Source organism: Aquitalea sp. ASV15 (assembly GCF_016429115.1).
Taxonomy (GTDB): domain Bacteria; phylum Pseudomonadota; class Gammaproteobacteria; order Burkholderiales; family Chromobacteriaceae; genus Aquitalea; species Aquitalea magnusonii.
This window is the reverse complement of record NZ_JAELTZ010000029.1, coordinates 15,242-41,111: the sequence shown is the minus strand read 5'-3', so window position 1 is coordinate 41,111 and position 25,870 is coordinate 15,242. Positions and strand designations below refer to the sequence as shown.

Sequence of the window (25,870 nt, the reverse complement as noted above, 5' to 3'; positions counted from 1 at the left end):
CGTATTAGCATCAATCCGGCGCCGGTGCCGGACAAAATCCGCGCCGCGACGAGCCGTCATGGCGTTGGCAGAGCGGCTCAGTCCCAGGCCAGCCACTGCTGCAGGTAATGGTGCGGGTCCAGCCCCCATTTGCGCTCATCTTCGTAGCGCAGCACCCGGTCGCCGCCGCCAAAGCCGAAATGCCGGGCCAGATCGATCAGGTGCGGCTTGATATGCAGCTTGTTCTGCATATTGAAAAACGCCAGCACCTTGGGGCTGGTGAGATCGTCGTAGTTATGCTCCACCACCACCGCCAGCTTGCCGCTTTCCAGTGAAACCAGGGTGCCCACCGGATAGATGCCTATGCTTTTGACAAAATCCTTCACCTGCTGCGGATTGAAATGGTGCTTGCTCCATTCGAATATCTTGCGGATCGCCATCGGCGGCGTCATGCCCAGGTGATAGCAGCGGTCGGAAGTCAGCGCATCATAGACATCGATGATGGCGGCCTTCTGCCCCAGGCTGCTGATCTGCTCGCCCTTCTTGCCGAAGGGATAGCCGGTGCCGTCATAGCGCTCGTGATGCTCCAGCGCCGGCAGGATCACATCGCTGGACAATTCCGGATATTGCTTGAGCACACTCACGCCATAGCCGACATGCTTGCGCATGGCCTCGAATTCGATATGGCTGAGCTTGCCCGGCTTGTTGAGTATCTGCGAATCGACATAAATCTTGCCGATATCATGCAACATGCCGCCAATGCCGGCATCCATCACCTCCTCGTTACTCAGGCCGCTGTCATGCTGCAGAATCATCAGCAGCACCCCGACACTGATGGAGTGGTGAAAGATATAGCTGTCCTTTTCCTTGATCCGCCCCAGGATGTTCAGGGCATCCGCGTTGCGGCGTACCGAATCGGCCAGCTCCTGCGCCACATCGCGCACCGGGTCCATGTTCAGCTTTTTGCCCAGCTTGGCATCCAGCAGGATGCTGTGGATGGTGGCATGGGCACGATCCAGAATGGCCTTGGCCCGCGGCAACTCCGCGCCCAGCTCCGCCGTCACCGCCTGACTCGGCTTTTCCACCAGGATATCCAGCAGCGCATCGTCGATGGACTGGTCCACCTCCGACTTCAGCTGCGCCTCACTCACATCGCTGCCCTTGCGGGTATCGATGTAGAACTCCATGATCCCGGCATCGCGCAGCTGCGCGATCTGCTCTTCCCGCTCGACCCGGAAACGCGTCAGCCAGAAAGGGTGAGACATCCAGCCGCAATCCAGATCGGCGATATACATGCCCAGGCGCAGCTGGTCGATACTGATCCTCTTGATGTATTCAGCCATTGCGCGTACCGGGTGCCACTTCGAAATAGCTCACCATCTGCTTCAACTGCGTGGAAATGGTATGCAGCTGGGCCGACATGGAATACGCCTCGTGGGTTTCCATGCGGTTATCCACCACCAGTTCGCTCAACTGCTGGATCTTCTCCAGGAAGTCATTGAAGGTATGGCTGCGCAACTGTTCCAGACAGAGGATTTCATCCATGTCGTTGCAGATGGCCTCCTGCAAGGCGGCATCTCCGCCGGCCAGCGCCAGCACGCCCTGGATGGCGGCACGCACATGGTCCAGCCTGTCCTTGATTTCCACCGTGGTATTCATTTCAAACAGCGATTTGGCCTCGATCAGCTTGTCATGCTGGCAATCCAGATGGTCACTGATCTCGAACAGCGCGGTATTCAGCGCCAGGCAATGCTGATCGATATGCTCGGACATCAGCAGCAGCTCATCCATCACCACCTTCAGATGCATCTGCATGGTGGCACTGGAGCGGATCAGATGCCCGGTTTCGCCGGCCCCGGTAAGCTGGACTTCGCCGGTCAGGTCGCCCTCGGCCATCTTGTCGAAATTGTCGATGGCCATTTCCAGCGGATGCACGATGCTGCGCATGAAATACCAGCCAAACAGCAATACCAGTGAAATGCCGAGGAAAATGCCGGCGAGCGAGATGTTTTCGATCAGCGCGTTGCGTTGCAGATGATGGCTGACCCGGCGCGATGCCGCTTCCAGTATCGTGCTGCGCAGATTGGCAATTTCCGTTTGCAGCTCACCGGCCACCGCGCTGGCACGCTCCTGCGCCGGGCCATCGCCGGCATGCGCCAGCCCCTGCAGCGTGCTCAGCTTGACCAGGTCTTTCTTGATCTCATCGACACTGGCGCGGTAGTTCTCGTCAGCCGCCAGGTCATTGAGCCGGGCGATATTCTCATCCACCGACTTGAGCACCGGTGCCACCGAGCCGGTATTGCGTTTCAGGTTTTCCACTTCGCTGTGCAGATCGCCCAGCACCACGACGTTCTGCAGCACATGCTGGTTCTGATACACCAGCTGCTCGCCGCCCTGGCGGATGCCACCAATGCCCAGGTAGCCGCCCACCACCAGCAGCAGCATGACAAACAGCGAACCCAGCAGATAGCCGGAGTGGATGGACAGGATGCGCTTCAGTTTCAGGCCGGACTTTTTCTTGGGCACCTCGCCCCGGTACAGTTTTTCTGCCGCCGCGATCTGCTGCTCGGTCGCCATGGTGCGTACCGACATGTAGCCGATGGTCTTGCCCGCCTTGCGAATGGGCACCACGGTGGCTTCCACCCAGTAACTGCCACCGTCCTTGGTCAGGTTTTTCACGATGCCACGCCACAGGTCGCCCGCTTCCAGCGTGCTCCACAAATCGGCAAACGCCCAGGCCGGCATGTCGGGATGGCGCACGATGTTATGCGGCTGGCCAATCAGCTCGTCCCGCGCATAGCCGCTGATGCGCACAAAGGCATCGTTGGCGTAAGTAATCATGCCGCACAAGTCGGTCTTGGAAACAATGGCCGATGTTTCCCTGGCTGCATCCGCCAGCATTGCGTCGTCATTAAAATTAATCATTACACTTCCTGCCAAATCTTCTTGATGGAGAACATTGCCACCTTGCATTTACCCAGGGAAATGCTGCTCTGGATGGCAAATTCGGGCTGTCTGATATCACGCAATACCGGATCGGCCTTGGGAAATCCCTTGGCATCCGACACCACGTACACTTCCGGGTTTTTCTTGTTCTGGCAGTAGCTTTTCACGATGCCCACCTCGCCATTGTTCAGCTGTACCAGCGAACCGGGCGGAAAGATGCCGATTTTCCTGATCAATACCGAGATATGTTTTTCCAGGCAGAGGCTGCCCTTGCTGACGAAAATTTCCTTCAGGGAGTTGCCGGGCAGGATGCCGCTGCGCCGCTGGTTGGCCACCACCATGCCGGCATAGGTATCGGCCAGGCTGAGGATCATGGAAAACTCATGCAGCTCGTCATTTTTCTTGCCATGCGGATAACCACTGCCATCCGGCTTTTCATGATGCTCGTAGACATAGCGCAGCCATGCCTCGTCATGGATGCCATGCTTGCGCAACATGCGTACCGCAGAGACCGTGTGCTCCTTGATGCGGCTGTATTCATGATCAGACATGATCTCCAAATGACTGGACGTATGATCAAAGTGGTAAAGACTGATGTCGCGGGTAAGCGCCGCACAGACCAGGGGTAATAACTGCGCGTCGTCATCGCAGGACTGCACGGCGATCAGGTAAGCAACGGCAGCACCCAGCACATGCTTGACCGGGCGGGTTTCCCGGCTGCTCTGGTTCAGATAGAGCGCCGCCAGCACGGCATCGCTGTTGCGCTTGAGCAGCTGGATCAGTTGCCGTGCCCGCTGCCACACCAGGTCCTCGATACGGGACAGATTGCTGGGCGGGCTGAGCACGATCTTGTGGATGCGGGAGATCGAGGTGATCAACTCGGTGGCCAGTACAAAAACGGGTTCGCGCACCGCCCACTCGTCACGCTCGTCCTCATTGGCCGCCTCATTGCTTTTTTCTTCTGCCGGGTTTGGCTCACCGATGTAATAACCGCGATGGACGATTTTCTCGGCCACCCCCGGCATGGAAATGACGATGCCCTTGCGCAGGATGAGATTGTTATTGGCATCGTAAATGGACCACTCGAGTGGTTTGTTGACCGGGAGGTCGGATAAGCTGGCTCTGCGCAGTAGCTTAACCATCAAATTTCCACCTCTTGCAGACCAGGCGTCCGCCAAGCATGCCGCCGACATGGACCGTCATATGCTGTTCATTGGGTAAATTCATGATTCAGTTTCAAAAATCCAAATATTTTAAAAGTGGTTAAATTTCTGTTTAAAATTAACCCAATTTTCATTGCGCGAGTATTTCAAATACATATGTCATCAAATTTGACAATCATCAAATTTTTGGGAAATCGCGGGGAAAAGGACGAGTCTGCAGCCGCTGAAAATCCATTTCTGCAACAGGTACGGATCGTGCTGCGGCCAGACCGTCTCAGGCCATCGAGCAGCAGCACGTCAGCCAGCGTCGGCAAGGCATTGAAATTGCATGCAATGCCCTGGCGCGCCCCAGGGCCAGGGCGCCCCGCCACAGACCGAGCCGCACCGGCTCGGGTCGATGCCCAGCCACTGTGCGGCGCTAAGCGGCGCTGCTAGTCGGGATAAGTGAACACGACAGCCACAGGCCATCCTCACCCCTGCCGGCTGGTGGAGCGGCGGCTTTGCTCTGTTACAGGATGGATATTGGCTGGCGCGGAAAATTAAATACCATTAGCATTAATGGCTGCCACAGGGGATGACAGCGGCCAGCACGCAAGCGAGCGCGGGCAGGATCTTGTGCGCAGCCCGCAGCCGGCGCCAACAGCCGACCAGGCATCCCGGCAGGCGGGCGCAACATCGGGATGCCATTCCGGGCGCTCAGTCCAGCCAGGGATGTGCCGCCAGCCAGCGACCCAGCTCATTGTCATTGGCGCACTGCAGTTTGCTGAAGATATTGGCACGATGGGTTTCCACCGAGCGATGGCCACAAGGCGGCACCAGGATGCGGGCGATCTCCTTGTTGGGCTGACCGAGGCCGACCAGCCGGGCCACCTCGCGTTCACGCGGTGTCAGCTCGGCCCAGCGTTGCAGCGCCTGGGCGCGGGCGCGCGCCAGGGCGATGGCCGCCGGCAGCTTGTCCAGCAGTTGCTGGGTATCCGGCTTTTCCACCCAGTCGTAGGCACCGCGCCGTACTGCCTCCAGCGCGGTGGGAATATCGCCATGCGCCGACAGAAACAGGGTGACCAGCGGGCTGTGTGCCGCCAGCAGCTGCTCAAACACGCTCAGCCCGCTCATCCCGCCCAGGCGCAGGTCGAGAATCACGCAGCCGGGCTGGCGCAGGTTGACCGCGCCAAGAAAATCCTCGCCCGAGGCAAAGGCCTGCACCGCCAGCCCCTGTGAAAACAGCAGCAGGATCAGCGAGCGGCGCAATGCTTCGTCGTCGTCGACCAGAAACAGGGTCAGTGGCAAATCGTTCATGGTTCCACCGGTAGGGTAAAAGTAAACACCGCGCCACCGCCGGCACGGTCGTCAACCGTCATGGCACCGCCATGCGCTTCGATGATGGTGCGGCAGATATTCAGCCCCAGCCCCAGCCCGTCCGGCTTGGTGGTAAAGAACGGGGCAAAGATCTGTTCGCGCTGCTCGGGGGGAATGCCCGGCCCCGAGTCGGCCACGCTGATGCTGACCAGCTGCTCCACCCGCTGGCAGGTCAGGGTAATGGTGCGGCAGGGTGCCGGCTGGCCCTGCATGGCGTGGAGGGCATTGTGGATCAGATTGACCAGCACCTGCTCCAGCAGCACCGTGTCGCCGCGCACCGGTGCCGCCGCATCGTCCAGCAGCAGCTGCAGCTGCACACCGTGGCGTTGCAATTCCGGCTTCAGCAGCAGCGCCGCGTGGGAGATGACATTCTCCATGCGCAGGCTTTCGTAATGTGCCCGCTGCGGATTGATGAACACCCGCACCCGCTTGACGATTTCACTGGCGCGCCGCGACTGCTCGACGATTTCGTCCAGCGTGCCGGCCAGCATGTCGGTGGCGCCCTGCGCCGCCAGCGCCCGTGCGGCAATGGCGAAATTGGACAGGGCCATCAGCGGCTGGTTGAGTTCGTGCGCCAGGGTGGAAGCCATTTCCCCCACGCTGGCCAGCCGGGCGCTACGGGCCAGCCGCAGCTCCTGATCGCGCTGGCGCGCTTCGGCCTGCTTTTGCGCGGTGATGTCCACCACCGAGCTCATCCAGCCGCGGTGCACCCCTTGGGCATCCACCAGTGGCGCGGTGTACACCATGGTGATCACATCCCGGCCGTCCTTGTGGCGGATGCGTGACTCGAAGCCCTGCGGGGTGGCTCGCCCCTGCAGCACCTCGTCGCTCTCGCGGGCCTGTTTTTCCAGATCATCCGGATGCCAGTAGGGATAAGGCGGACGCCGCCCCAGCAATTCTTCCGCCGTATAGCCCACCATGGCGCACAGTGCCGGATTGACATAGATGATGGTGCCCGCCGCATCGCGGGCGCGCATGCCCACCAGCAAGGAGTCTTCCATGGCCTTGCGGAAGCTGTGCGCCTCTTCCAGATCCCGCGTGCGTTCTTCCACCCGGCGCTCCAGTTCCAGCCGCGCCGCGCGCTGTTCGACAAAGCGCTTCTCGCGCAGCTGCCAATACAGAATGCCCAGCAGCAGCAGCGCCACCGCCAGCGCGCTGAGCATGAGCGCGGCCTGCCGTGCCTGCACCACCTCCTTCATGTCGGTGGTCACCGTCAGGGTCCAGCCCAGCTCCGGCAGCGGGGTATCCAGCGCAAACAGCTCGCGGCGCTGGCCTTGTACCGTGGTATGCAGGACAAAGCCCCCGGTATCGGCCGCCGGCTCCCGCCGCCAGGGCAGCACGGCAAAACGCTCGCGGCTGCCATACTGGCGATGGCTGCCTATCCAGCGCAAATCCGCCGCTGACACCGGCTGGATGCTGTGAAACAGCCATTCGGGCACGGCACTCAGAAAGACAATGCCATGGCCATCGCGCAGCACCACCGGGTCGCTGCCGCGCATCCACGCCGCCTGCAAGGGCTCCAGGCTGATCTTGACCGCCACCACCCCCAGGATGACGCCATGCACCCGCACCGCTTCGGCAATGAACAGGCCGGACTGGCCGGTGGTGAGGCCAAGGCCGTAAAACAGGCCACGCTGGCCTTGCAAGGCGTTTTCAAAATAGGGGCGCTGGCGATAAGACTCGCCGACAAAGCTCGACGGCAGCTGCCAGTTGCTGGCCGCCAGCGTCAGCCCGGCACGGTCGATCAGAAACAGGGCCGCCGCACCGGTGGTGCGCTGCAAATCAGCAAAGTAAGCATTGACCCGCCGCTGCAAGGCGGCATCGTGCGGGGTGCTGAGCAAGGCTTGTACATCCGGATGGCGGGCCGCGGCATAAGGCAGGAAATCATGCTTTTCCACCAGGCCCCGCAAGCCCAGCACATGGGCGGCGGCGGCCTGGCGCAAGGCCACCGTCTTGGATTGCAGCTCGTGCTGCGCAGCCCAGTTGCCCGATGCCACGATCAGAACAAGCGCGCCGGCCAGCGTGAGCAGCCTGCGCCAGTGGCGTGCATTGAACCAGGCAAGCATGGCATTTCCCACAAGGCAGAGCAGACGAACATAACAGCTGCCCCCACGCTTTGGAACACTTCTCCGTAGTTTTACGGAGAGGGGCGCGACGAAGTTGCGGATGCCCGCCCGCCCCATGGCTGCCATAGTAAAAGGGCAAAAACGGGGGAGACCTGCCCGCCCCCGCACAACAAAAGGAGACCATCAATGAGCACCGCTTCCACCAGGCCGGCCAGCGACGGCCAGACCGGCGAACGCATTTCCGCCAAACGCTTGCGCGCCATCTTTGTCGGTTCCGCCGGCAATCTGGTCGAATGGTTTGATTTTTACTGCTATTCCGCCTTCGCCCTGTATTTTGCCAATAGCTTCTTCCCTGCCCAGGATCCCACTGCCCAGCTGATGTCCACCGCCGGCATTTTTGCCCTCGGCTTTTTCATCCGCCCCATCGGCGGCATTTTGTTTGGCCATATTGGCGACCGCATGGGGCGCAAGACCGCGCTGATGGCCTCGGTGCTGCTGATGTGCTTTGGCTCCCTGCTGATTGCCTGCGCCCCCACCTATGCCTCGGTCGGCATCCTGTCGCCCTGCATCCTGCTATTGGCGCGCCTGCTGCAGGGCCTGAGCCTGGGCGGCGAATACGGTGCCAGTGCCACCTATCTGTCGGAAATGGCTGCGTCCAGACACCGTGGTTTCTACAGCAGCTTTCAGTACGTCACCCTGATTGGCGGCCAGCTGCTGGCACTGATCCTGCTGCTGGTCTTGCAGAAATTCCTGCTCAGCGCCGAAGAACTGCGCGCCTGGGGCTGGCGCATTCCCTTTGTCATCGGTGCCGGGCTGGCCATCCTGGCCCTGCGCATGCGCCACAACATGCCGGAAACCCAGTCGTTTGAAACGGCGCGCAAATCAGCCAAGGCAATGGGCGGGCTGCGCCAACTGGCCCAGCACCCCAAAGAGGTTCTGCTGGTGGTGGGCCTGACCATGGGCGGCACGCTGGCCTTCTATGTCTACACCACCTATATGCAGAAATTCCTGCGCCTGTCGGTGGGCCTGACTGATATGCAAACCACAGCGGTATCTGCCGCCTCGCTGCTGTTCGCCATGTGCCTGCAACCGCTGTATGGCGCGCTGTCCGACCGCATTGGCCGCAAACCGCTGCTGATCGGCTTTGCCCTGCTCGGCACCCTGTTCACCGTGCCGCTGCTCACCGCCATCCGCCATGCCAGCGGCCCCTGGGAAGCCTTTGGCCTGATCGCCTGCGCCTGGATCATCGTCTCCGGCTATACCTCGATCAATGCCCTGGTGAAGGCCGAGCTGTTTCCCGCCACCATTCGCGCCACCGGGGTGGGCGTTCCCTACGCCTTTGCCGTATCGGTATTTGGCGGCACCGCCGAATACCTCGCCTTGTGGTTCAAGTCCATCCACCTGGAAAGCGGCTTCTACTGGTATGCCACGGCGGTGATCGCCTGCTCCTTGCTGGTTTGCTGGTTCATGCGCGATACCGCGGCCCATTCGCAAATCGATGCCGAAATCAAAGGACAACAAGCAGGATAGCGCGCCCTGATGGCGTTAGCGCTCAGCACGGCACCGTCTCCCCAAACAGGGGACACGGTGCTTTTTTGCGACCTCAGCCATTCTTCAAATCAGATCATCGCCCGGAAATGTTCAGGCAAACCGCCTGCAGCCTGCCCGCACAAGCTGCACCACATGACACCCGGCCCGCCACCGGGGGCTGCAGCCCGTTCAGGCCAGCGCCCACCCGTATAGAGTATTCGCCAGCAGCACGGCACAGCGGTTATTCTCCCATCATGCAGCGTGACTGAATGATGGAAAACAAGCCGATATCGGGTAGCAACTATGTTTTGGGAGAAAAATCTGTGAATGCAATCAGATGCATGAGCATCGGCAGCCGTTTGATTCTGGCTTTTGGCATGTTGCTACTGACCTTGATTCTGGTGGCCGCCTTTGCCCTGCACCAGATGACCCAGCAAAAAAACATCACGGCCACGATAGTGGAGGATCAGTCCTCGCGCGTGGCCCTGGCCAATGAATTGAAAAGCGATGCACAAGCCGCGGCGCTCCCCCTGTTGCAGCTGCTGGTGACCGGTGAACGGGATGCGCGGATTCCCCTGTACAAAAACATGGATGAAATCAATGCCGCCGCGGCCAAGGCGCTGGAGAATTTGCGCAAGGCCAGTCCGGATGGCGGCAACAAGGAGGCACTGGACCAGATAAGCGCGCTGTCCTCAGCCTACCGGCACGCCTTTCAGGACACGGTGGAACAAATCGAACTGGATGGCCCGGCATCGGCACACCAGCATTTTCTCAGCCATACCCAGCCGGCGCTGAAAGCGCTGCTGGGGGCGGTGGATACACTGCTGGCCAAGGAACAGCAGGCCATGAAAGATGGCCAGCATGCCCTGGTGCAATCCGAGGCCAATGCCCGCCTGATGGTCATGTCCATGACGGTGGCGGCCATGGTGCTGAGCGTGTTGCTGGCCTGGGTGGTGACACGCAGCATCACCCTGCCCCTGTCCGAGGCGGTGGCCTTTGCCAGCCGGGTGGCCACCGGCGATCTGGATCATCAGCTGCATGTGCAAGGCAAGGACGAGACTGCCGTGCTGGCACGCGCCCTGATCACCATGCAAAGCGCGCTGTCCAAGCTGATCGGCTCCATTCATGCCTCGGCACACAGCATGCGCCAGGCGGCAGAGCAGATGAGCCTGCCGGTAGAACATGTACAAGCCAGCTCAAAGGCGCAGCACGAGGCAGTGGCCCAGGTGACACGCACCACCGCCAGCTTTGCCCACGAGGCAAAGGACATCGCGCTGACCGCCGGCAGCAGCCGGCAGCAGGCCGAGGCCGCACGCGATCTGGCCTCGCAGGGCTGCGAGCTGATCAACACCGCGTCCAATGAAGTGACCGGCATTGCCGCCACCATTTCCAAATCCGCCAATGCGGTCGATACCCTGCGCGAACGCGCCATCTCGGTACGCGCACTGCTGACCACCGTGAAGGAAATCGCCGACCAAACCAATCTGCTGGCCCTGAATGCCGCCATTGAAGCAGCCAGAGCCGGCGAAGCTGGCCGGGGATTCGCCATTGTGGCCGACGAAGTGAGAAAGCTGGCGGACCGCACCTCCAAGGCCACCACCGAAATTGATGATGTGATTGATGCCATCGACAAACAAACCAGTGTTGCCATCCAGCAAATCGATCTGGGCCAGCAAGAAATGCGCCGCGGTGTCGAGCTGATCGAGGGAATGGTGCAGCCGCTGAACCAGTTACGGGAAGGCGCCGAGCAGTCGCTTGGCCGGCTAGACCAGCTGGCCACCACCCTGTCGCGCCAGATGCAGGACAGCAGCACCATCGCGCAAAGCATTGCCGAGGTGGGGAATATGGCTTCGGACAATCTGCAGGCCACTGCCGCGGTAGCCCGGACATCGCAATCGCTGGACAACCTGTCCGCCGAATTGACCAGAGAACTGCAACGCTTCCGGCTGGCGCGCTGACAGGCCGGGTGGCAGCCACGGCCGACGCCCGATTGTTGCGCTCAGGCACACGCTGGCCATGGCGTGCTGCAGAGTGCTTGCGCCATACTCGGTGCTGGCCAATGAATGGGGAAATACGCTGTGGACAGATTCGCCGCCATGGAAACCTTTGTCTGCGTCGTAGAGGCCGGGTCGTTTTCTGCGGCAGCACGACGCCTGAGTGTGGGGCAACCCGCCGTATCCAAAATAGTGGCCCAGCTGGAAGAACACCTGGGCGTACGCCTGTTGACCCGCTCGACGCGCGGCCTGAGCCCCACGGAAGCCGGACTGCATTTTTTTGAGCGGGCCAGGCTGGCCATCCAGGAAGCGGATGCTGCCGAACTGGCGGCACGGGGCGCGGCCGGCAGCCTGTCTGGCCGCCTGCGTGTCTCTGCCGCGGTCAGCTTTGCCCGGCTGCATGTTCTTCCCGCCCTGCCCCGCTTTCTGGCTGCCCATCCCGCGCTGGAAGTGGATGTCATTCTGGATGATCGTAATGTTGACCTGATTGAAGAAGGCATCGATGTTTCGCTGCGCATGGGCAGCCTGGGCGACTCCACCATGACCGCACGCAAGATCAGCCAGTCACCGCGCCTGGTGGTGGCAACGCCCGGCTATCTGGCAGGCGCAGGCCGGCCAGACAGCCCGGCAGACTTGCTGTCCCATCAGGTGATCGTCTATCTGCAAGGTCAGCGCAATGCCACGTGGACCTTCCGCCAGGGCAGTAGTGAGGCATCGGTGGCGGTGCATGGCCGGGTGCGGGTCTCGGCCGCAGAGGGCGTGCGTGCCGCCGTGCTGGCCGATATGGGGCTGGCCATCGCTTCGGCCTGGATGTTCGCGCCAGAACTGGCCAGCGGTGCCGTCGAGCCGGTGCTGCCCGACTGGCAGCTGCCGCCAGTGGAGCTCTGGGCGGTTTTCCCGAATGGCCGCCTGGCCAGCAGCAAGGCGCGGGCCTTTGTCGATTTCGTGGCCGCCGAACTGGCTGCAGCGCGGGCCTGATGCGGGTGACGACCCGCTTCATTCCTCGCAGGAATAGCTGATAGTCGGAGCCGCCGTCTTATCGGCATGTCTGCTCCGGGACAGAATGGCCCCATCCCCGCCGTGGGGCACATTCAACCCTGAGGAAAACAGCATGACCACCATCAATGTTCCCGAGCGCGAACAAGTCGCACCGGCCAATCAGGCCATTTTCGACAGCCTGCAAAAGGCCCTGGGCTTTGTGCCCAATCTGTATGCCACCTTTGCCCACTCCGATACCGCACTGGCCACCTATCTGGCCCTGCAAAATGCCAAATCCTCGCTCAGCGGGCGCGAACGGGAGGTCATCAATCTGGTGGTCAGCCAGGTCAACCACTGCCGCTACTGCCTGGCCGCCCATACCGCCCTGGGCAAGATGCACGGCTTCACCGACGAACAGATCATCCAGATTCGTCGTGCCAATATTGATTTCGACCCCAAACTCGCCGCCCTGGCCGCTTTTGTCAAACAGGTCGCCGTGGCTCGTGGCCATGACAGCGAGGCCGCCAGAACCGCCTTTTTTGCTGCCGGTTACAGCAAGGCCAATCTGATCGACACCCTGATGGTGGTGGGAGACAAGATCATCAGCAATTACCTGCACAGCGTGACCGACATTCCGGTCGACTTCCCGGCTGCCATCGACATCGACGACTGAAGCCGGTGAGCCTGACTGACCGGCAGCCCACCCGCCAGGCCATGGAGGAGAGCCGGCCCGCACAAGGCGGCGGCCTCCTCATCCGGTGGAGAGCAAACAGACCATTACGCACGGCATGGCAGCACCCTGCACCACCATGCCCGGGGAGTCATCATGCGCTTATCAGCACAACTAGACAGTTTCCAGGCGCGCTGGCGGGCCAGCGCAGGACAAGACATTGCCAACACCATCAGCCAGGACAATGCCCGCCTGCTGGCCAGCGGCATGATCGAGCATACGCTGAAAGCGGGCGACCCCTTCCCGGACCTGGCCTTGTCCGACGCCAGCGGCCAGCGGCTACGTATCTATGACTTATTGGCCAAAGGCCCGGCCATCATCACCTTCTATCGTGGTGGCTGGTGTCCCTACTGCAGCCTGGAGCTGCGCGCCTATCAGGACGCCCTGGCCGAGATACAGGCGGCAGGAGGCCAACTGATCGCCATTTCCCCGGAAACACCCGAGCACAGCGCAGACACCGCCCAAAGCAATGCCCTGAGCTTTACCCTGCTCAGTGATGCGGGAGGCCAACTGGCCGCAGCGCTGGGTATCCGGTTTGAGATGGCAGCACCGATCATCCGGCTGTATCAGCAGTTCGGGCATGACCTGCCGCAGCATAACGGCGATGGCAAATGGTCCTTGCCCATCCCTGCAAGCTATGTGCTGGACCGCGCTGGACTGATCCGGCTGGCCTTTGTTGATCCCGACTATCGCCAGCGGCTGGAGCCGGCAGAAGCCATCAAGGCGCTGCAAGGACTGGCCTAACCCCACCAGCAGTCCTCTCGCCAGCCGCTTGCCTGGGCGAGCAGGCAGGCAGCACAGCCCGTCGCAAAAACAAACAGCCCGGCAAGTCTCCCGGCCGGGCTGTGATGCACACTTTATTGTTAATGACTGGACTTTATTGTCTGTGCTGCAACTTTATTGTGCGCAAACACCAGTCACATCACTCGGGCTTGCTTACTCTACCGTCACGCTCTTGGCCAGGTTACGCGGCTTGTCCACGTCGGTGCCACGCGCCAGGGCGACGTGATAGGCCAGCAGCTGTACCGGAATGGTGTGCACGATGGCGGACAGTACGCCAACATGGCGCGGGGTGCGGATCACATGCACGCCGTCGGATTCGCTGAAATGGCTGTCCAGATCGGCAAATACGAACAGCTCGCCGCCGCGGGCACGGACTTCCTGCATATTGGACTTCACTTTTTCCAGCAGCGCGTCGTTGGGGGCAATCACCACCACCGGCATGCTTTCATCCACCAGTGCCAGCGGGCCGTGTTTCAGCTCGCCGGCCGGGTAGGCTTCGGCGTGGATATAGGAGATTTCCTTGAGCTTGAGCGCGCCTTCCAGCGCAATCGGGTAGTGCAGGCCACGGCCGAGGAACAGGGCGTTTTGCTTGGCGGCAAACTTGTCGGACCAGGCCTTGATTTGCGGCTCCAGATTGAGCGCATGCTGTACCGAACCCGGCAGCTGGCGCAGCGCTTCCTGATAATCGTGCTCGGCTTGTGCATCCACGCGGCCACGCAGCTTGCCCAGCGTCACCGCCAGCGCAAACAGGCCCACCAGCTGGGTGGTGAAAGCCTTGGTGGAAGCCACGCCGATTTCGGCACCGGCGCGGGTGTAGAACACCAGTTCGCTGGCACGCGGAATGGCGGATTCACGCACATTGCAGATGGATAGCGCCATGGTATGGCCCAGTTCCTTGGCGTATTTCAGCGCTTCCATGGTGTCCAGCGTTTCGCCGGACTGGGAGATGGTGACCACCAGGTGCTTGGGATTGGCAAAGGCATCGCGGTAGCGGTATTCGCTGGCGATTTCCACATCGCAACTGATACCGGCGATGCTTTCGATCCAGTATTTGGCGGTCAGGCCGGCATAGTAGCTGGTACCGCAGGCCAGGATTTTCACCCCTTCCACTTGCGGCAGCAGTTCGGCGGCACGCGCACCGAACAGGCCGGCGGCAAAGCCGTTTTCCAGCACTGCTTCGATGGTGTCGGACAGGGCCTTGGGTTGTTCGTGGATTTCCTTCTGCATGAAGTGGCTGTACGGGCCCAGCTCCAGCGAGGCCAGCGAGACGTCGGACACATGCACGGCGCGCTCGATCAGCTGATCGTTCTTGTCATGCAGTACTACGCTGTCACGGGTGAGCAGGCCGATATCGCCCTCTTCCAGGAAGATGACGCGACGGGTGGCGGACAGAATGGCAGACACGTCGGAAGCGATGAAGTGTTCACCCTCGCCCAGCCCCACCAGCAGCGGGCAACCCATGCGGGCGCACACCAGTTCGTCCGGACGGTCCAGCGCGATAACGCCGATGGCGTAAGCGCCGGTCAGCTCGCGGGTGGCTTGCTTGACTGCATCAAACAGGCTGACGCCGCCCTGATAGTAGTGATGCACCAGGTGGGCGATGACTTCGGTGTCGGTCTGCGAGGTGAAGGCATAACCCAGCTCCTTCAGGCGCTGACGCTGTTCTTCATGGTTTTCGATGATGCCGTTATGCACCACGGCAATCTTGTCGAAGGAGATGTGCGGGTGGGCATTGTGCTCGGTTACCCCACCGTGGGTGGCCCAGCGGGTGTGGCCGATGCCAAGCTGGCCTTGCAGCCCTTCCGCTGCGGCAGCGGCTTCCATTTCCGCCACACGGCCGACACGGCGCACGCGGCTGATGGCATCCCCGGTATGCACGGCAATACCGGCGGAATCATAGCCGCGGTATTCCAGGCGCTTGAGGCCATCCACCAGAACCGGAACCACATTACGCGCCGCAATGGCGCCGACGATGCCACACATTATTTTCTCCTTGCACTATCGTTGCCAGCGGGCGCGCAGATCAGCGTGATGCCCTTGGCCTGAATGATGTCCCTGGATGCCGCTGGCAGTGCCTCATCGGTAATCAGGGTATGAATGGTGTGCCACGGCAATTCCAGATTGGGAATGCGGCGGCCGATCTTGTCCGACTCCACCATGACGATGACTTCGCGCGCCACTTCCGCCATCACCCGCGACAGGCCCACCAGTTCGTTGAAGGTGGTGGTGCCACGTTCCAGGTCGATGCCGTCGGCACCGACAAACAGCTGGTCGAAATCGTAGGAGCGCAATACCTGCTCGGCTACCTGGCCCTGGAAGGATTCGGAGTGCGGGTCCCAGGTGCCACCGGTCATCAGCAGCGTGGGTTCGTTTTCCAGTTCGCGCAGCGCAGCGGCCACATTAAGCGAGTTGGTCATCACCACCAGGCCGCGCTTGCTGCCCAGCAGCGGAATCATGCCGCTGGTGGTGGTGCCGCTATCGATGATGATGCGGTTGTGATCGCGAATGCGTTCGGCCGCTGCACGGGCGATGTCCAGCTTGCGGTCGGATACCGCCCCCACTTCCGGCTCCACCGCCATTTCGCTGGGCAAGGCCACGGCACCGCCGTAACGGCGCAGCAGCAGGCCGCCGGTTTCCAGCAGGGCCAGGTCTTTGCGGATGGTGACTTCGGAGGTGGCAAAGCGCTGGGTCAGTTCATCGACACTGACTTCACCACGCTCCTGCACCAGGGTGGCAATGGCATGGCGGCGCTGCTGGGTGTTTCGTTTGGTCATGCGTGGTTTCGTTTCGAAAGTTTGCCGATGATAGCAAGGCGAAATGGCATTGGCAATGAAACAAAACAACAAAACTGTCAGTTTTCTTTCGAACCGAAAGAAAACTGACAACATTGAAAGATAATGGACAGCAAAAACCCGGTGGCTTCCATACAGGAAACACACCGGGTGTCGGCAGTGTACTGGCCAGCCGCTTCAGCTCTTTTTCTGCGGTCGCTTCCAGCCGGCAATGGTCACCTGCCGTGCCCGTGCCACGGTCAGGGCATCGGCCGGGGCGGTGCGGCTGATCACCGAGCCCGCCCCCACCGTGGCGCCGCTTTCCAGGGTGACCGGGGCCACCATCAGCGTACCGGAGCCGACAAACACATTATCCTGAATCACCGTCTTGAACTTGTTCACGCCGTCGTAATTACAGGTCACCGAGCCGGCTCCCACATTCACCTTGCTGCCGATTTCGGCATCGCCGATATAGGTGAGGTGATTGACCTTGGAACCCAGTCCAACCGTGCTCTTTTTGATTTCGACAAAATTGCCGATATGCACTTCATCGGCCAGCACCGCACCGGGGCGCAGACGGGCATACGGTCCGAGGCGGCAATCTGCTCCGACCACGGCATCTTCCAGATGCGAGAAGGCGGCGATACGGGTGCCTGCCGCGATCTTGACGTTTTTCAGCACGCAGTTGGCACCGATCTCGACATTGTCGCCCAGTTCCACCACGCCTTCGAATACGCAGTTGACGTCGATGCTGACATCACGGCCATGCAGCAGCTGGCCACGGATATCGATGCGGGCCGGGTCGGCCAGCGTGACACCGGCAGTCAGCAGCGCACGCGCCTGGTTCTGTTGCAGGATGCGCTCCAGCTCGGCCAGTTGCAGCTTGTTGTTGACCCCAGCGGCTTCCCACGAGGCCGACACGCTGGCGCTTTCCACCGCTACGCCATCAGCCACGGCCAGTGCCAGTACGTCGGTCAGATAGTATTCGCCCTGGGCATTGCCATTGCGCAAGGCATGCAGCCAGTCGCCCAGATGGCGGTTGGGCAGCACCATCATGCCGGTATTGATTTCACGGATGGCCAGCTGTTCCGGCGTGCAGTCCTTGTGTTCGACAATGGCCTTGAGCTTGCCATCGGCACCGCGCAGCATGCGGCCATAGCCGCTGGCATCATCCAGTACGTCGGTCAGCACCGCCATGCCGTCGCCAGCAGCGGCAATCAGCTGCTGCAGGGTTTCGCTACGGGTCAACGGCACATCGCCATACAGCACCAGGGTCTTGCCTTCGCTTGGCAGGGCCGGCAGCGCCATTTTCAGTGCATGACCAGTACCCAGTTGTTCGGCCTGCTCGGCCCAGACAATATCTTCATCCTTGATGGCTTGGCGTACCTGTTCGCCGCCAAATCCGTACACCACGACCAGCCGCGCCGGGTTCAGGCTGCGCGCGGTGGAAATCACGCGGGCAAGCATCGGCGCACCGCCGATGGGATGCAAAACCTTGGGTTTGGCGGAGTACATGCGGGTACCCTTGCCTGCCGCCAGAATGACAATACTGAGGCTGTCCATGCGAGCTCTTTACTGGTCAAAAATAATGCAGAAATGAAAAAGGCTGCCACAAAAGTGGCAGCCTGCAACTATACACGATTCGTTCTCGCGCTTTTAGTGCACACGCTTCTTGAGGTAATCCAGCGCCTTGAGCTGGGCAATGGCCACTGCCAGGGCAGCATGCGCCTTTGCCGTGCTCAGGTCGTCGGTAGCGTGCTGCAGAGATTCCTCTGCTGCGCGCTTGGCCTCATTGGCGCGAGCTTCGTCGAGATCCTCGCCGCGGATCGCCGTATCAGCCAGCACGGTGATGTGGGTGGGCTGTACTTCCAGCATGCCGCCGGAGACAGCCACCAACACTTCTTCCTTGCTGCCGGGTACTGTCATGCGCAGTACACCGGGTTTGATACGGGTCAGGAGCGGCACGTGTCGCGGATAGACACCGATCTCACCTTCCAGCGCCGGAGCGACCAGAAACTCGGCTTCGCCAGAGTAGATGAGTTGTTCGGTGCTCACCACTTCCACATGCATCTTGGACATAAGCCCTCTCCTTAATTAAAGGGTCTTGGCTTTCTCAGCGGCTTCTTCAATAGAGCCAACCATGTAGAACGCTTGTTCCGGCAGGTGGTCGTATTCGCCAGCGAGAATCGCCTTGAAGCCCTTGATGGTGTCGCGCAGGGAGACGTATTTGCCCGGGGAACCGGTAAATACTTCGGCCACGTGGAAGGGCTGGGACAGGAAACGCTGGATCTTACGCGCGCGTGCCACGACCAGTTTGTCTTCCTCGGACAGTTCGTCCATACCCAGAATGGCGATGATGTCGCGCAGTTCCTTGTAGCGCTGCAGCGTGGATTGCACGCCACGGGCTACGGAGTAGTGCTCGTCACCAACCACCAGCGGGTCCAGCTGGCGCGAGGTGGAGTCCAGCGGGTCAACGGCCGGGTAGATACCCAGGGCAGCGATGTCACGCGACAGAACCACGGTAGCGTCCAAGTGGGCAAAGGTGGTTGCCGGGGACGGGTCGGTCAAGTCATCCGCAGGGACGTATACGGCCTGGATGGAGGTAATGGAACCATCCTTGGTCGAGGTAATACGTTCTTGCAGACGGCCCATTTCTTCGGCCAGAGTCGGCTGGTAACCCACGGCGGAAGGCATACGGCCCAGCAGTGCGGATACTTCGGTACCGGCCAGGGTGTAACGGTAGATGTTGTCAACGAACAACAGTACGTCACGGCCCTTGCCGGATTCGTCCTTCTCGTCACGGAAGTGCTCGGCCATGGTCAGACCGGTCAGAGCAACGCGCAGACGGTTACCCGGCGGCTCGTTCATCTGGCCATACACCATCGCTACCTTGTCCAGTACGTTGGAGTCCTTCATTTCGTGGTAGAAGTCGTTACCTTCACGGGTACGCTCACCTACACCAGCGAACACGGACAGACCGGAGTGGGCCTTCGCGATGTTGTTGATCAGTTCCATCATGTTCACGGTCTTGCCTACACCGGCACCGCCGAACAGACCAACCTTACCACCCTTGGCAAACGGGCAGAGCAGGTCAATCACCTTGATGCCGGTTTCCAACAGGTCGGTAGCGGAAGACAGCTCGTCGAACTTCGGAGCAGACTGGTGAATGGCGCGACGTGCGTCGGTAGCCACCGGACCAGCTTCATCAACCGGATTACCCAGTACATCCATGATACGACCCAGGGTGGCGCTACCCACCGGCACCGAAATCGGTGCGCCGGTGTTGGCAACTGCCATGCCACGCTTCAGGCCGTCCGAGCTACCCATCGCAATGGTACGGACCACGCCGTCGCCCAGCTGCTGCTGGACTTCGAGCGTCAGGTCAGCGTCAACCAGCTTCAGGGCATCATAAACCTTCGGCATGGCGTCGCGCGGGAATTCCACGTCGATCACCGCACCAATGATTTGTACGATTTTGCCTTGGCTCATTATCGGTTCCTAAACATTTAACTTTTACAGTCTGTGTACGGCTTACACCGCTGCGGCACCGGCCACAATCTCAGACAGCTCAGTGGTAATCGCCGCTTGACGGGCCTTGTTGTACACAAGGCGCAGCTGCTTGATCGTATTACCCGCGTTGTCGGTTGCGGCTTTCATGGCCACCATACGCGCTGCCTGTTCGGAAGCCATATTTTCGGCCAGAGCCTGATACACCACCGACTCCAGGTAACGCTTGACCAAGAACTCCATCAGGCTGGGGGCATCCGGTTCGTAGAGGTAATCCCACGAATGCGAGTGCTCCACCACCATGTGATGCGGAGTCAACGGCAGGAGCTGTTCGATTGTCGGTTCCTGTTTCATCGTGTTGATGAAACCGGAATAGACGATGTAAACCGCGTCCAGTTCGCCTTCAGCGTACTGCTTGAACAGCACTGTAAGCGGGCCAATTAGTTTGTCCATCTTCGGAATATCACCGAGCTGGACGGCGCTAGCCACGACATTGAGACGGGCACGCTGGGTGGCAGCCAGGGCCTTTTGACCCAGGCAGCACACGTCGACTTCGACGTTCTGATCCTGCAGTTCCTTGACCTTGGCATAGAAGCGCTTGAACGAGTTCACGTTCAGGCCGCCACACAGGCCCTTGTCAGAGGAAACCAGGATGATACCAGCGCGCTTGACAACGTCACGGCGTGCAAGCAGTGGATGACCAAGATCCGCGTTTGCCTGAGCAAGGTGCGCCATAACCGTGCGCACCTTCTCAGCATAAGGACGGGCAGCGCGCATACGCTCTTGCGTTTTGCGCATCTTGGAGGTTGACACCATTTGCATCGCGCGAGTGATCTTCTGCGTGTTTTGCACGCTTCGGATCTTGGTGAGAATCTCTTTACCGACTGCCATTCCTGAACCTTTCTTTAGCTACGACGTGAGTCGAAAGGCTCAGTTGAAGCTGTAGCCAGCCTTGAACGATTCCATCGCCTTGGCCAGTACCTTCTCGTTGTCGCCGGACAGATCGCCCGAAGCGTTAACGGCGGCCAGCAGGTCGCTGTGGTTCGCACGCACGTAAGCGAGGAACTCAGCTTCGAATGCCAGGGCCTTCTTCACCGGAACGTCTTCGTAGCTACCCTTGTTCACAGCCCACAGGGTCAGCGCCATTTCGGCGGTGGCCAGCGGCACGAACTGCTTCTGCTTCATCAGTTCGGTAACCACTTCACCGTGTTGCAGCTGCTTGCGGGTTGCTTCGTCCAGGTCGGAAGCGAACTGCGAGAACGCAGCCAGTTCACGATACTGGGCCAGGGCCAGACGAATACCACCACCCAGCTTTTTGATGACCTTGGTCTGAGCCGCACCACCCACGCGCGATACCGAGATACCGGCGTTGATGGCCGGACGGATACCTGCGTTGAAGAGGTCGGATTCCAGGAAGATCTGGCCGTCAGTGATGGAAATCACGTTGGTCGGAACGAAGGCGGAAACGTCACCGGCCTGGGTTTCGATGATAGGCAGTGCGGTCAGCGAACCGGTCTTGCCCTTCACTTCGCCATTGGTCAGTTTTTCTACTTCGTCCTCGTTGATGCGGGAAGCGCGTTCCAGCAGACGGGAGTGGAGGTAGAACACATCGCCAGGGTAGGCTTCACGGCCCGGCGGACGACGCAGCAGCAGGGAGATCTGACGGTAGGCAACGGCTTGCTTGGACAAGTCATCGTATACGATCAGTGCATCTTCGCCGCGGTCGCGGAAGTATTCGCCCATGGAGCAGCCGGAGTACGGTGCAATGAATTGCAGCGCAGCGGCTTCGGAAGCGGTAGCGGCAACGATGATGGTGTGACCCAGTGCACCGTGCTCTTCCAGCTTGCGTACCACGTTGGCAATGGAGGAGGCTTTTTGACCTACGGCAACGTAGATACAAACAACACCAGTGCCTTTTTGATTGATGATGGCGTCCAGGGCAACGGCGGTCTTGCCGGTCTGGCGGTCACCAATGATCAGCTCACGCTGACCACGGCCAACCGGAACCATGGAGTCAATCGCCTTCAGGCCGGTCTGCATCGGCTGGGATACCGATTGACGCGCAATCACGCCCGGCGCGATCTTTTCGATCGGGCTGGACAGCTTGGCGTTGATCGGACCCTTGCCGTCGATCGGCTGGCCCAGGGCATTGACAACACGGCCCACCAGTTCCGGACCTACCGGCACTTCCAGAATGCGACCGGTACACTTGACTTCGTCGCCTTCGGAAATGTGTTCGTACTCACCCAGTACCACGGCGCCGACAAAGTCGCGCTCCAGGTTCATGGCGAGGCCGTAGGTGTTGCCCGGGAACTCGAGCATTTCGCCCTGCATCACGTCTGCCAGACCGTGGACACGAACGATACCGTCGGTCACGGAAATGACCGTACCCTTGGTACGGACTTCAGCGCCTTCAGCCAGGTTCTGAATCTTGGCCTTGATCAGATCGCTGATTTCAGAGGGGTTCAACTGCATGATCTCTCCTAATTCTTGAGGCTTGCCGCCATCGCTTGCAGCTTGCCGCGCACGGAACTGTCGATGACATCGTCACCAACCAGCACGCGCACACCACCGATCAGATCGGCATTGTCACGCACATCAAGACGTACGGTTTTGCCGTAGTGCTTGGAAAGCGTGCTGGTGAGTTCGGCTTTCTGTTCTTCGGTCAGCGGGAACGCCGTTTCAACTTGCGCATCAACGATGTTTTCCGCTTCGGCCTTGAACAGCTCAAACTGACTGGCGATATGCGGCAGCAGCATCAGGCGGTGGTTCTCGATCAGGGCGACCAGAAAGTTTTTCACGCTTTCATTGGCACGCTCGCCGAGGACATCCAGCATCAGCGCCTCAACCTCTTTTGCGGTATGTTTCGGATTGGTGACAACTTCGACCATATCCGGGTTGTTCACCATGGCAGCCAGCCACGCAAGCGCATCGGACCACTGGTCCAGCGTACGCGTTTCGGTGGCGAGGCTGTATACCGCTTCGGCGTAGGGCCTTGCGACGGTAATGAGTTCTGCCATGAGTTAATTAAAACTCCGCTTTGATGGAGGAAAGCAGGTCGGCGTGCTTGGCTGCATCGATCTCTTTGCGCAGGATCTTCTCTGCGCCGACTACGGCCAGCTGGGCCACATGCTCACGCAGGGCTTCCTTGGCACGCATCACTTCCTGATCGATCTGACCTTTGGCGTCAGCCACAATGCGGGCACCTTCGGTGCTGGCATTTTCCTTGGCTTCGTCCACAATCTGGGTTGCACGCTTCTCGGCAGAAGCAATGATTTCCATTGCTTGCTGCTTGGCCTTGCGAACTTCGTCCGCAACGCGCTTTTCAGCGGCTTCCAGATCTTGCTTGCCACGTTCTGCAGCGGCCAGGCCGTCTGCAATACGCTTGGCACGCTCTTCCATCATATTGGTAAGCGGAGGCCAAACAAACTTCATGGTGAACCATACCAGGATGGCGAACGTGATCGCCTGGCCCAGTAGTGTTACGTTAAATTCCACGCTTGTTTTCCTCCAGAGAATGACTTCTACACCAACCGTTTACTGACTAAAAATTAGCCACCCAGAGCTGCTTTGGCAGCGGACAGGAACGGGTTGCTGAAGGTGTACAGCATGGCAACACCCACACCGATCATGGAGATCGCATCCAGCAGACCGGCGATGATGAACAGCTTGGTTTGCAGAACCGGGATCATTTCCGGTTGACGGGCGGAGGCCTCGAGGAATTTGCCACCCAGAATGGCGAAGCCGATAGCAGTGCCGAGAGCGCCAAGGCCAATGATCAGAGCAGCTGCGATAGCGGTCATCGACTGAATCTGAGAAACGAGTGCTTCCATTATTTATCTCCTAAGACTTATGCAAGGATGGTTGGTAAAAAAACTAAAACAAAGGTAAAGCTCAAACGAAAACAAATACCACGAACTCTTTAGTGCGCTTCCACGGCCAGGCTCAGGTACACGATGGTCAGCATCATGAACACGAAGGCCTGCAGGGTGATGATCAGGATGTGGAAGATGGCCCACGGTGCACCCAGGATCCACTGTGCGCCCCAGGGCAGCAGTGCGATCAGGATGAAGATCAGTTCGCCGGCATACAGGTTGCCGAACAAACGAAGCGAGAGAGAGATCGGCTTGGCGGCCAGTTCGACCAGCTGGAAGATGAAGTTCAGCGGGGCCAGGATGATGGCGCCAATCGGATTGTGGGTGTGGAACGGTGCGGTCAGCAGTTCCTTGCCCCAGCCGCCCAGGCCCTTGGCCTTGATGGAGAAGCCGATGATGCACAGGAATACGGACAGCGACATGGCGAAGGTGGCATTCACGTCGGCGGACGGCACCGAACGGAAGTAAACGTGATGCGCTTCCAGACCGAAGAAGGTGTGGCCGATCCACTGCGCAATGTTCGGCAGCAGGTCAACCGGCAGCATGTCCATTGCGTTCATCAGGAAAATCCAGCAGAAGATGGTCAGTGCCAGCGGGGCGATGACCTTGCTCTTGGCATGGAAGATTTCCTTAACCTGGGTGTCCACCAGTTCGATGATGGATTCCACGAACAACTGCAGCTTGCCCGGATTTTCCAGGCTGGCACGACGGGCCACCATGGCAAATACACCGGCAAACACAAACGCCAGGAACAGGGAGACGGAGAAAGTGTCTACGTGCAGGCTCCAGAAGCCGCGAGCCGGGGACGGATCGGAATTCCAGAAGGTAAGGTGGTGATTAATGTACTCAATTGCGTTGCTTGCCATCGCTCTTTTCTCAATTATTTGATTAGAAGCCCTAACCAGTAGCCGGACACCGTGGCGAAAAAGCCTGCCAGCAAACCCACTACCGATAAATCCTTGAAAAACACCAAAGATGCACCAAACATTAAGACAGTCAGGATGAATTTGACTGCCTCTGCCTTGAAGTGCGCCTTCATCAGCACCGCAGGTGGGACATGACGCTTGGCGTAGGCGATTCTGGCATAGACCGCGGCTGGAATCAGCGCCGACAATCCCCCCAGCAGAACCGACACCGGAACCACCGTGGTGCCACCACTCAATACGGCACCAAGTAGTACGGCCACTACAAGCAGTTTTGCCTGCAGGCGCAGCACGCGCCCGACTTCCGGATTTTGCATGTCCAACACTTAAAAAATCGCTCGATTATAGGCTGAGGGCTTGATTTGCGTCAAACTGAACATCGCCCGCACCATTGCAGTGCAACATATAATCATTTGCTTGATTTTACTTGAAGTTTTTCCAGCAGCCGTTCCAGATCATCCAGACTGGCATATTCCACCTGCAAGCGGCCCTGCCCGCGGGCGCCATGACGAATGCTGACCTTGGCGCCAATGCGCTCCGACACTTCCTGCTCCAGCCGGGCAATGTCCGGGTCCTGCCGTTTTTCCACTGCGGCGACTGTGGTTTTTTGGTCAGACAATTGTTGTACCCGGCGCTCTACTTCGCGTACCGACCAGCCCTTGTCCACGGCCGCGTGCGCCAGCTCCAGCTGCTGCACCACCGGCAAGGCCAGCAAGGCACGGGCATGGCCCATTTCCAGCTGTCCCTGATGCAGCATGTGCTGCACCGGCTCCGGCAACGCCAGCAGGCGCAGCAGATTGGACACGGCGCTGCGTGAACGGCCCACGGCATCGGCGGCGGTTTCGTGGGTCAGGCCGAATTCGCTGATCAGCCGCTTGAGACCTTGCGCCTCTTCGATGGGATCCAGCTCCTGGCGCTGGATGTTCTCGATCAGCGCCATGGCCAGGGCGGCTTCATCGGCCACGGTTTTCACCACCGCCGGCACTTCGGCAAGCCCCGCCTTGCGCGCAGCGCGCCAGCGGCGTTCACCGGCGATCAGTTCGTACTCACCGAGGCCCACTTCACGCACTACCACCGGCTGGATGATGCCCTGTGCGCGGATCGACGCCGCCAGCTCGTCCAGCGCCACTTCGTTCATGTGGCTGCGTGGCTGGTATTTGCCGGGACGGATCAGGTCGATGGAAAGCGTGGTAAGACGGTCGTCTACCGCGGCGCTGGTGGCGAGGAGCGCGTCAAGACCGCGCCCGAGTCCTTTGAGTTTGGCCATGT

Annotated in this window: 23 protein-coding genes; 5 read left to right on the top strand and 18 right to left on the bottom strand. The window is 60.0% G+C overall.

All coding sequences use genetic code 11. The features are described 5' to 3' along the window. Positions 1-77: 77 nt before the first annotated feature. The 5 genes from JHD64_RS13760 to JHD64_RS13740 all read right to left on the bottom strand — a co-directional run bounded on the left by JHD64_RS13760 (position 78) and on the right by JHD64_RS13740 (position 7,510). Complete coding sequence (locus JHD64_RS13760; RefSeq protein WP_059284978.1) at positions 78-1,322, bottom strand: HD-GYP domain-containing protein; 1,245 nt, start codon at positions 1,320-1,322, stop codon at positions 78-80. Next, positions 1,315-2,904, bottom strand: a complete 1,590-nt coding sequence (locus JHD64_RS13755) for a PAS domain-containing methyl-accepting chemotaxis protein (RefSeq protein WP_233170497.1) — start codon at positions 2,902-2,904, stop codon at positions 1,315-1,317. Before JHD64_RS13755 ends, JHD64_RS13760 begins: the two co-directional genes overlap by 8 nt. Further along, positions 2,904-4,067 carry an HD-GYP domain-containing protein gene (locus JHD64_RS13750; protein WP_199053558.1) on the bottom strand — a complete coding sequence of 388 codons (1,164 nt, stop codon included), beginning with the start codon at positions 4,065-4,067 and terminating at the stop codon, positions 2,904-2,906. The genes JHD64_RS13755 and JHD64_RS13750 overlap by 1 nt, the downstream gene beginning before the upstream one ends. Positions 4,068-4,784: 717 nt before the next feature. Then, positions 4,785-5,384 carry a response regulator transcription factor gene (locus JHD64_RS13745; protein WP_110313469.1) on the bottom strand — a complete coding sequence of 200 codons (600 nt, stop codon included), beginning with the start codon at positions 5,382-5,384 and terminating at the stop codon, positions 4,785-4,787. Further along, positions 5,381-7,510 (bottom strand): ATP-binding protein, encoded by a 2,130-nt coding sequence (locus JHD64_RS13740; protein ID WP_199053557.1) that lies wholly within the window; start codon positions 7,508-7,510, stop codon positions 5,381-5,383. Before JHD64_RS13740 ends, JHD64_RS13745 begins: the two co-directional genes overlap by 4 nt. A 186-nt stretch (positions 7,511-7,696) precedes the next feature. Here JHD64_RS13740 and JHD64_RS13735 point away from each other — a divergent pair, with 186 nt between their 5' ends. From JHD64_RS13735 to JHD64_RS13715, 5 genes are all read left to right on the top strand, one after another. Continuing rightward, positions 7,697-9,040 (top strand): MFS transporter, encoded by a 1,344-nt coding sequence (locus tag JHD64_RS13735; protein WP_059285287.1) that lies wholly within the window; start codon positions 7,697-7,699, stop codon positions 9,038-9,040. Positions 9,041-9,381: 341 nt separating this feature from the next. Then, the gene (locus JHD64_RS13730; RefSeq protein ID WP_199053556.1) at positions 9,382-10,998 is read left to right on the top strand and encodes a methyl-accepting chemotaxis protein; all 1,617 of its coding nucleotides are present in this window, start codon (positions 9,382-9,384) and stop codon (positions 10,996-10,998) included. A 120-nt stretch (positions 10,999-11,118) separates the two neighbouring features. After that, positions 11,119-12,012, top strand: coding sequence for a LysR family transcriptional regulator (locus JHD64_RS13725; protein ID WP_199053555.1), 894 nt, complete (start codon positions 11,119-11,121; stop codon positions 12,010-12,012). A gap of 133 nt (positions 12,013-12,145) precedes the next feature. Then, positions 12,146-12,685, top strand: coding sequence for a carboxymuconolactone decarboxylase family protein (locus tag JHD64_RS13720; protein ID WP_199053554.1), 540 nt, complete (start codon positions 12,146-12,148; stop codon positions 12,683-12,685). A 153-nt stretch (positions 12,686-12,838) separates the two neighbouring features. Then, complete coding sequence (locus JHD64_RS13715; protein ID WP_199053553.1) at positions 12,839-13,486, top strand: peroxiredoxin-like family protein; 648 nt, start codon at positions 12,839-12,841, stop codon at positions 13,484-13,486. 192 nt (positions 13,487-13,678) lie between these two features. On the opposite strand, the gene glmS is transcribed toward JHD64_RS13715, so the two are convergent. From glmS to JHD64_RS13650, 13 genes are all read right to left on the bottom strand, one after another. After that, a complete protein-coding gene (gene glmS / locus JHD64_RS13710) occupies positions 13,679-15,508 on the bottom strand; it encodes a glutamine--fructose-6-phosphate transaminase (isomerizing) (RefSeq protein WP_199053552.1) in 1,830 nt (609 codons plus the stop codon). Then, positions 15,508-16,299 carry a DeoR/GlpR family DNA-binding transcription regulator gene (locus tag JHD64_RS13705; protein WP_059285292.1) on the bottom strand — a complete coding sequence of 264 codons (792 nt, stop codon included), beginning with the start codon at positions 16,297-16,299 and terminating at the stop codon, positions 15,508-15,510. Before JHD64_RS13705 ends, glmS begins: the two co-directional genes overlap by 1 nt. 195 nt (positions 16,300-16,494) lie before the next feature. Then, positions 16,495-17,859: a bifunctional UDP-N-acetylglucosamine diphosphorylase/glucosamine-1-phosphate N-acetyltransferase GlmU gene (glmU, locus tag JHD64_RS13700; RefSeq protein WP_199053551.1), complete on the bottom strand. Its 1,365-nt coding sequence runs from the start codon at positions 17,857-17,859 to the stop codon at positions 16,495-16,497. Positions 17,860-17,952: 93 nt separating this feature from the next. Continuing rightward, on the bottom strand, positions 17,953-18,375 hold the full coding sequence (locus tag JHD64_RS13695) for a F0F1 ATP synthase subunit epsilon (RefSeq protein WP_059285294.1): 423 nt from the start codon (positions 18,373-18,375) through the stop codon (positions 17,953-17,955). Between the two features lie 15 nt (positions 18,376-18,390). Beyond that, positions 18,391-19,785, bottom strand: coding sequence for a F0F1 ATP synthase subunit beta (atpD, locus tag JHD64_RS13690; protein WP_103523577.1), 1,395 nt, complete (start codon positions 19,783-19,785; stop codon positions 18,391-18,393). Between the two features lie 42 nt (positions 19,786-19,827). Further along, positions 19,828-20,694 carry a F0F1 ATP synthase subunit gamma gene (gene atpG, locus JHD64_RS13685; RefSeq protein WP_059285295.1) on the bottom strand — a complete coding sequence of 289 codons (867 nt, stop codon included), beginning with the start codon at positions 20,692-20,694 and terminating at the stop codon, positions 19,828-19,830. A gap of 39 nt (positions 20,695-20,733) precedes the next feature. Then, entirely contained in the window at positions 20,734-22,278 is a 1,545-nt protein-coding gene (atpA, locus tag JHD64_RS13680) for a F0F1 ATP synthase subunit alpha (RefSeq protein ID WP_059285296.1), read from the bottom strand. A gap of 8 nt (positions 22,279-22,286) precedes the next feature. Next, the gene (locus tag JHD64_RS13675; RefSeq protein WP_059285297.1) at positions 22,287-22,823 is read right to left on the bottom strand and encodes a F0F1 ATP synthase subunit delta; all 537 of its coding nucleotides are present in this window, start codon (positions 22,821-22,823) and stop codon (positions 22,287-22,289) included. A 7-nt stretch (positions 22,824-22,830) separates the two neighbouring features. Beyond that, complete coding sequence (locus JHD64_RS13670) at positions 22,831-23,301, bottom strand: F0F1 ATP synthase subunit B (protein WP_059285298.1); 471 nt, start codon at positions 23,299-23,301, stop codon at positions 22,831-22,833. A gap of 53 nt (positions 23,302-23,354) precedes the next feature. Then, entirely contained in the window at positions 23,355-23,636 is a 282-nt protein-coding gene (gene atpE, locus JHD64_RS13665; protein WP_045847701.1) for a F0F1 ATP synthase subunit C, read from the bottom strand. Between the two features lie 89 nt (positions 23,637-23,725). Next, a complete protein-coding gene (atpB, locus tag JHD64_RS13660; RefSeq protein WP_059285299.1) occupies positions 23,726-24,544 on the bottom strand; it encodes a F0F1 ATP synthase subunit A in 819 nt (272 codons plus the stop codon). Between the two features lie 14 nt (positions 24,545-24,558). Next, positions 24,559-24,918 (bottom strand): ATP synthase subunit I, encoded by a 360-nt coding sequence (locus JHD64_RS13655; protein WP_059285300.1) that lies wholly within the window; start codon positions 24,916-24,918, stop codon positions 24,559-24,561. Positions 24,919-25,010: 92 nt separating this feature from the next. Next, positions 25,011-25,868, bottom strand: coding sequence for a ParB/RepB/Spo0J family partition protein (locus tag JHD64_RS13650; RefSeq protein ID WP_199053550.1), 858 nt, complete (start codon positions 25,866-25,868; stop codon positions 25,011-25,013). Positions 25,869-25,870 lie beyond the last annotated feature (2 nt).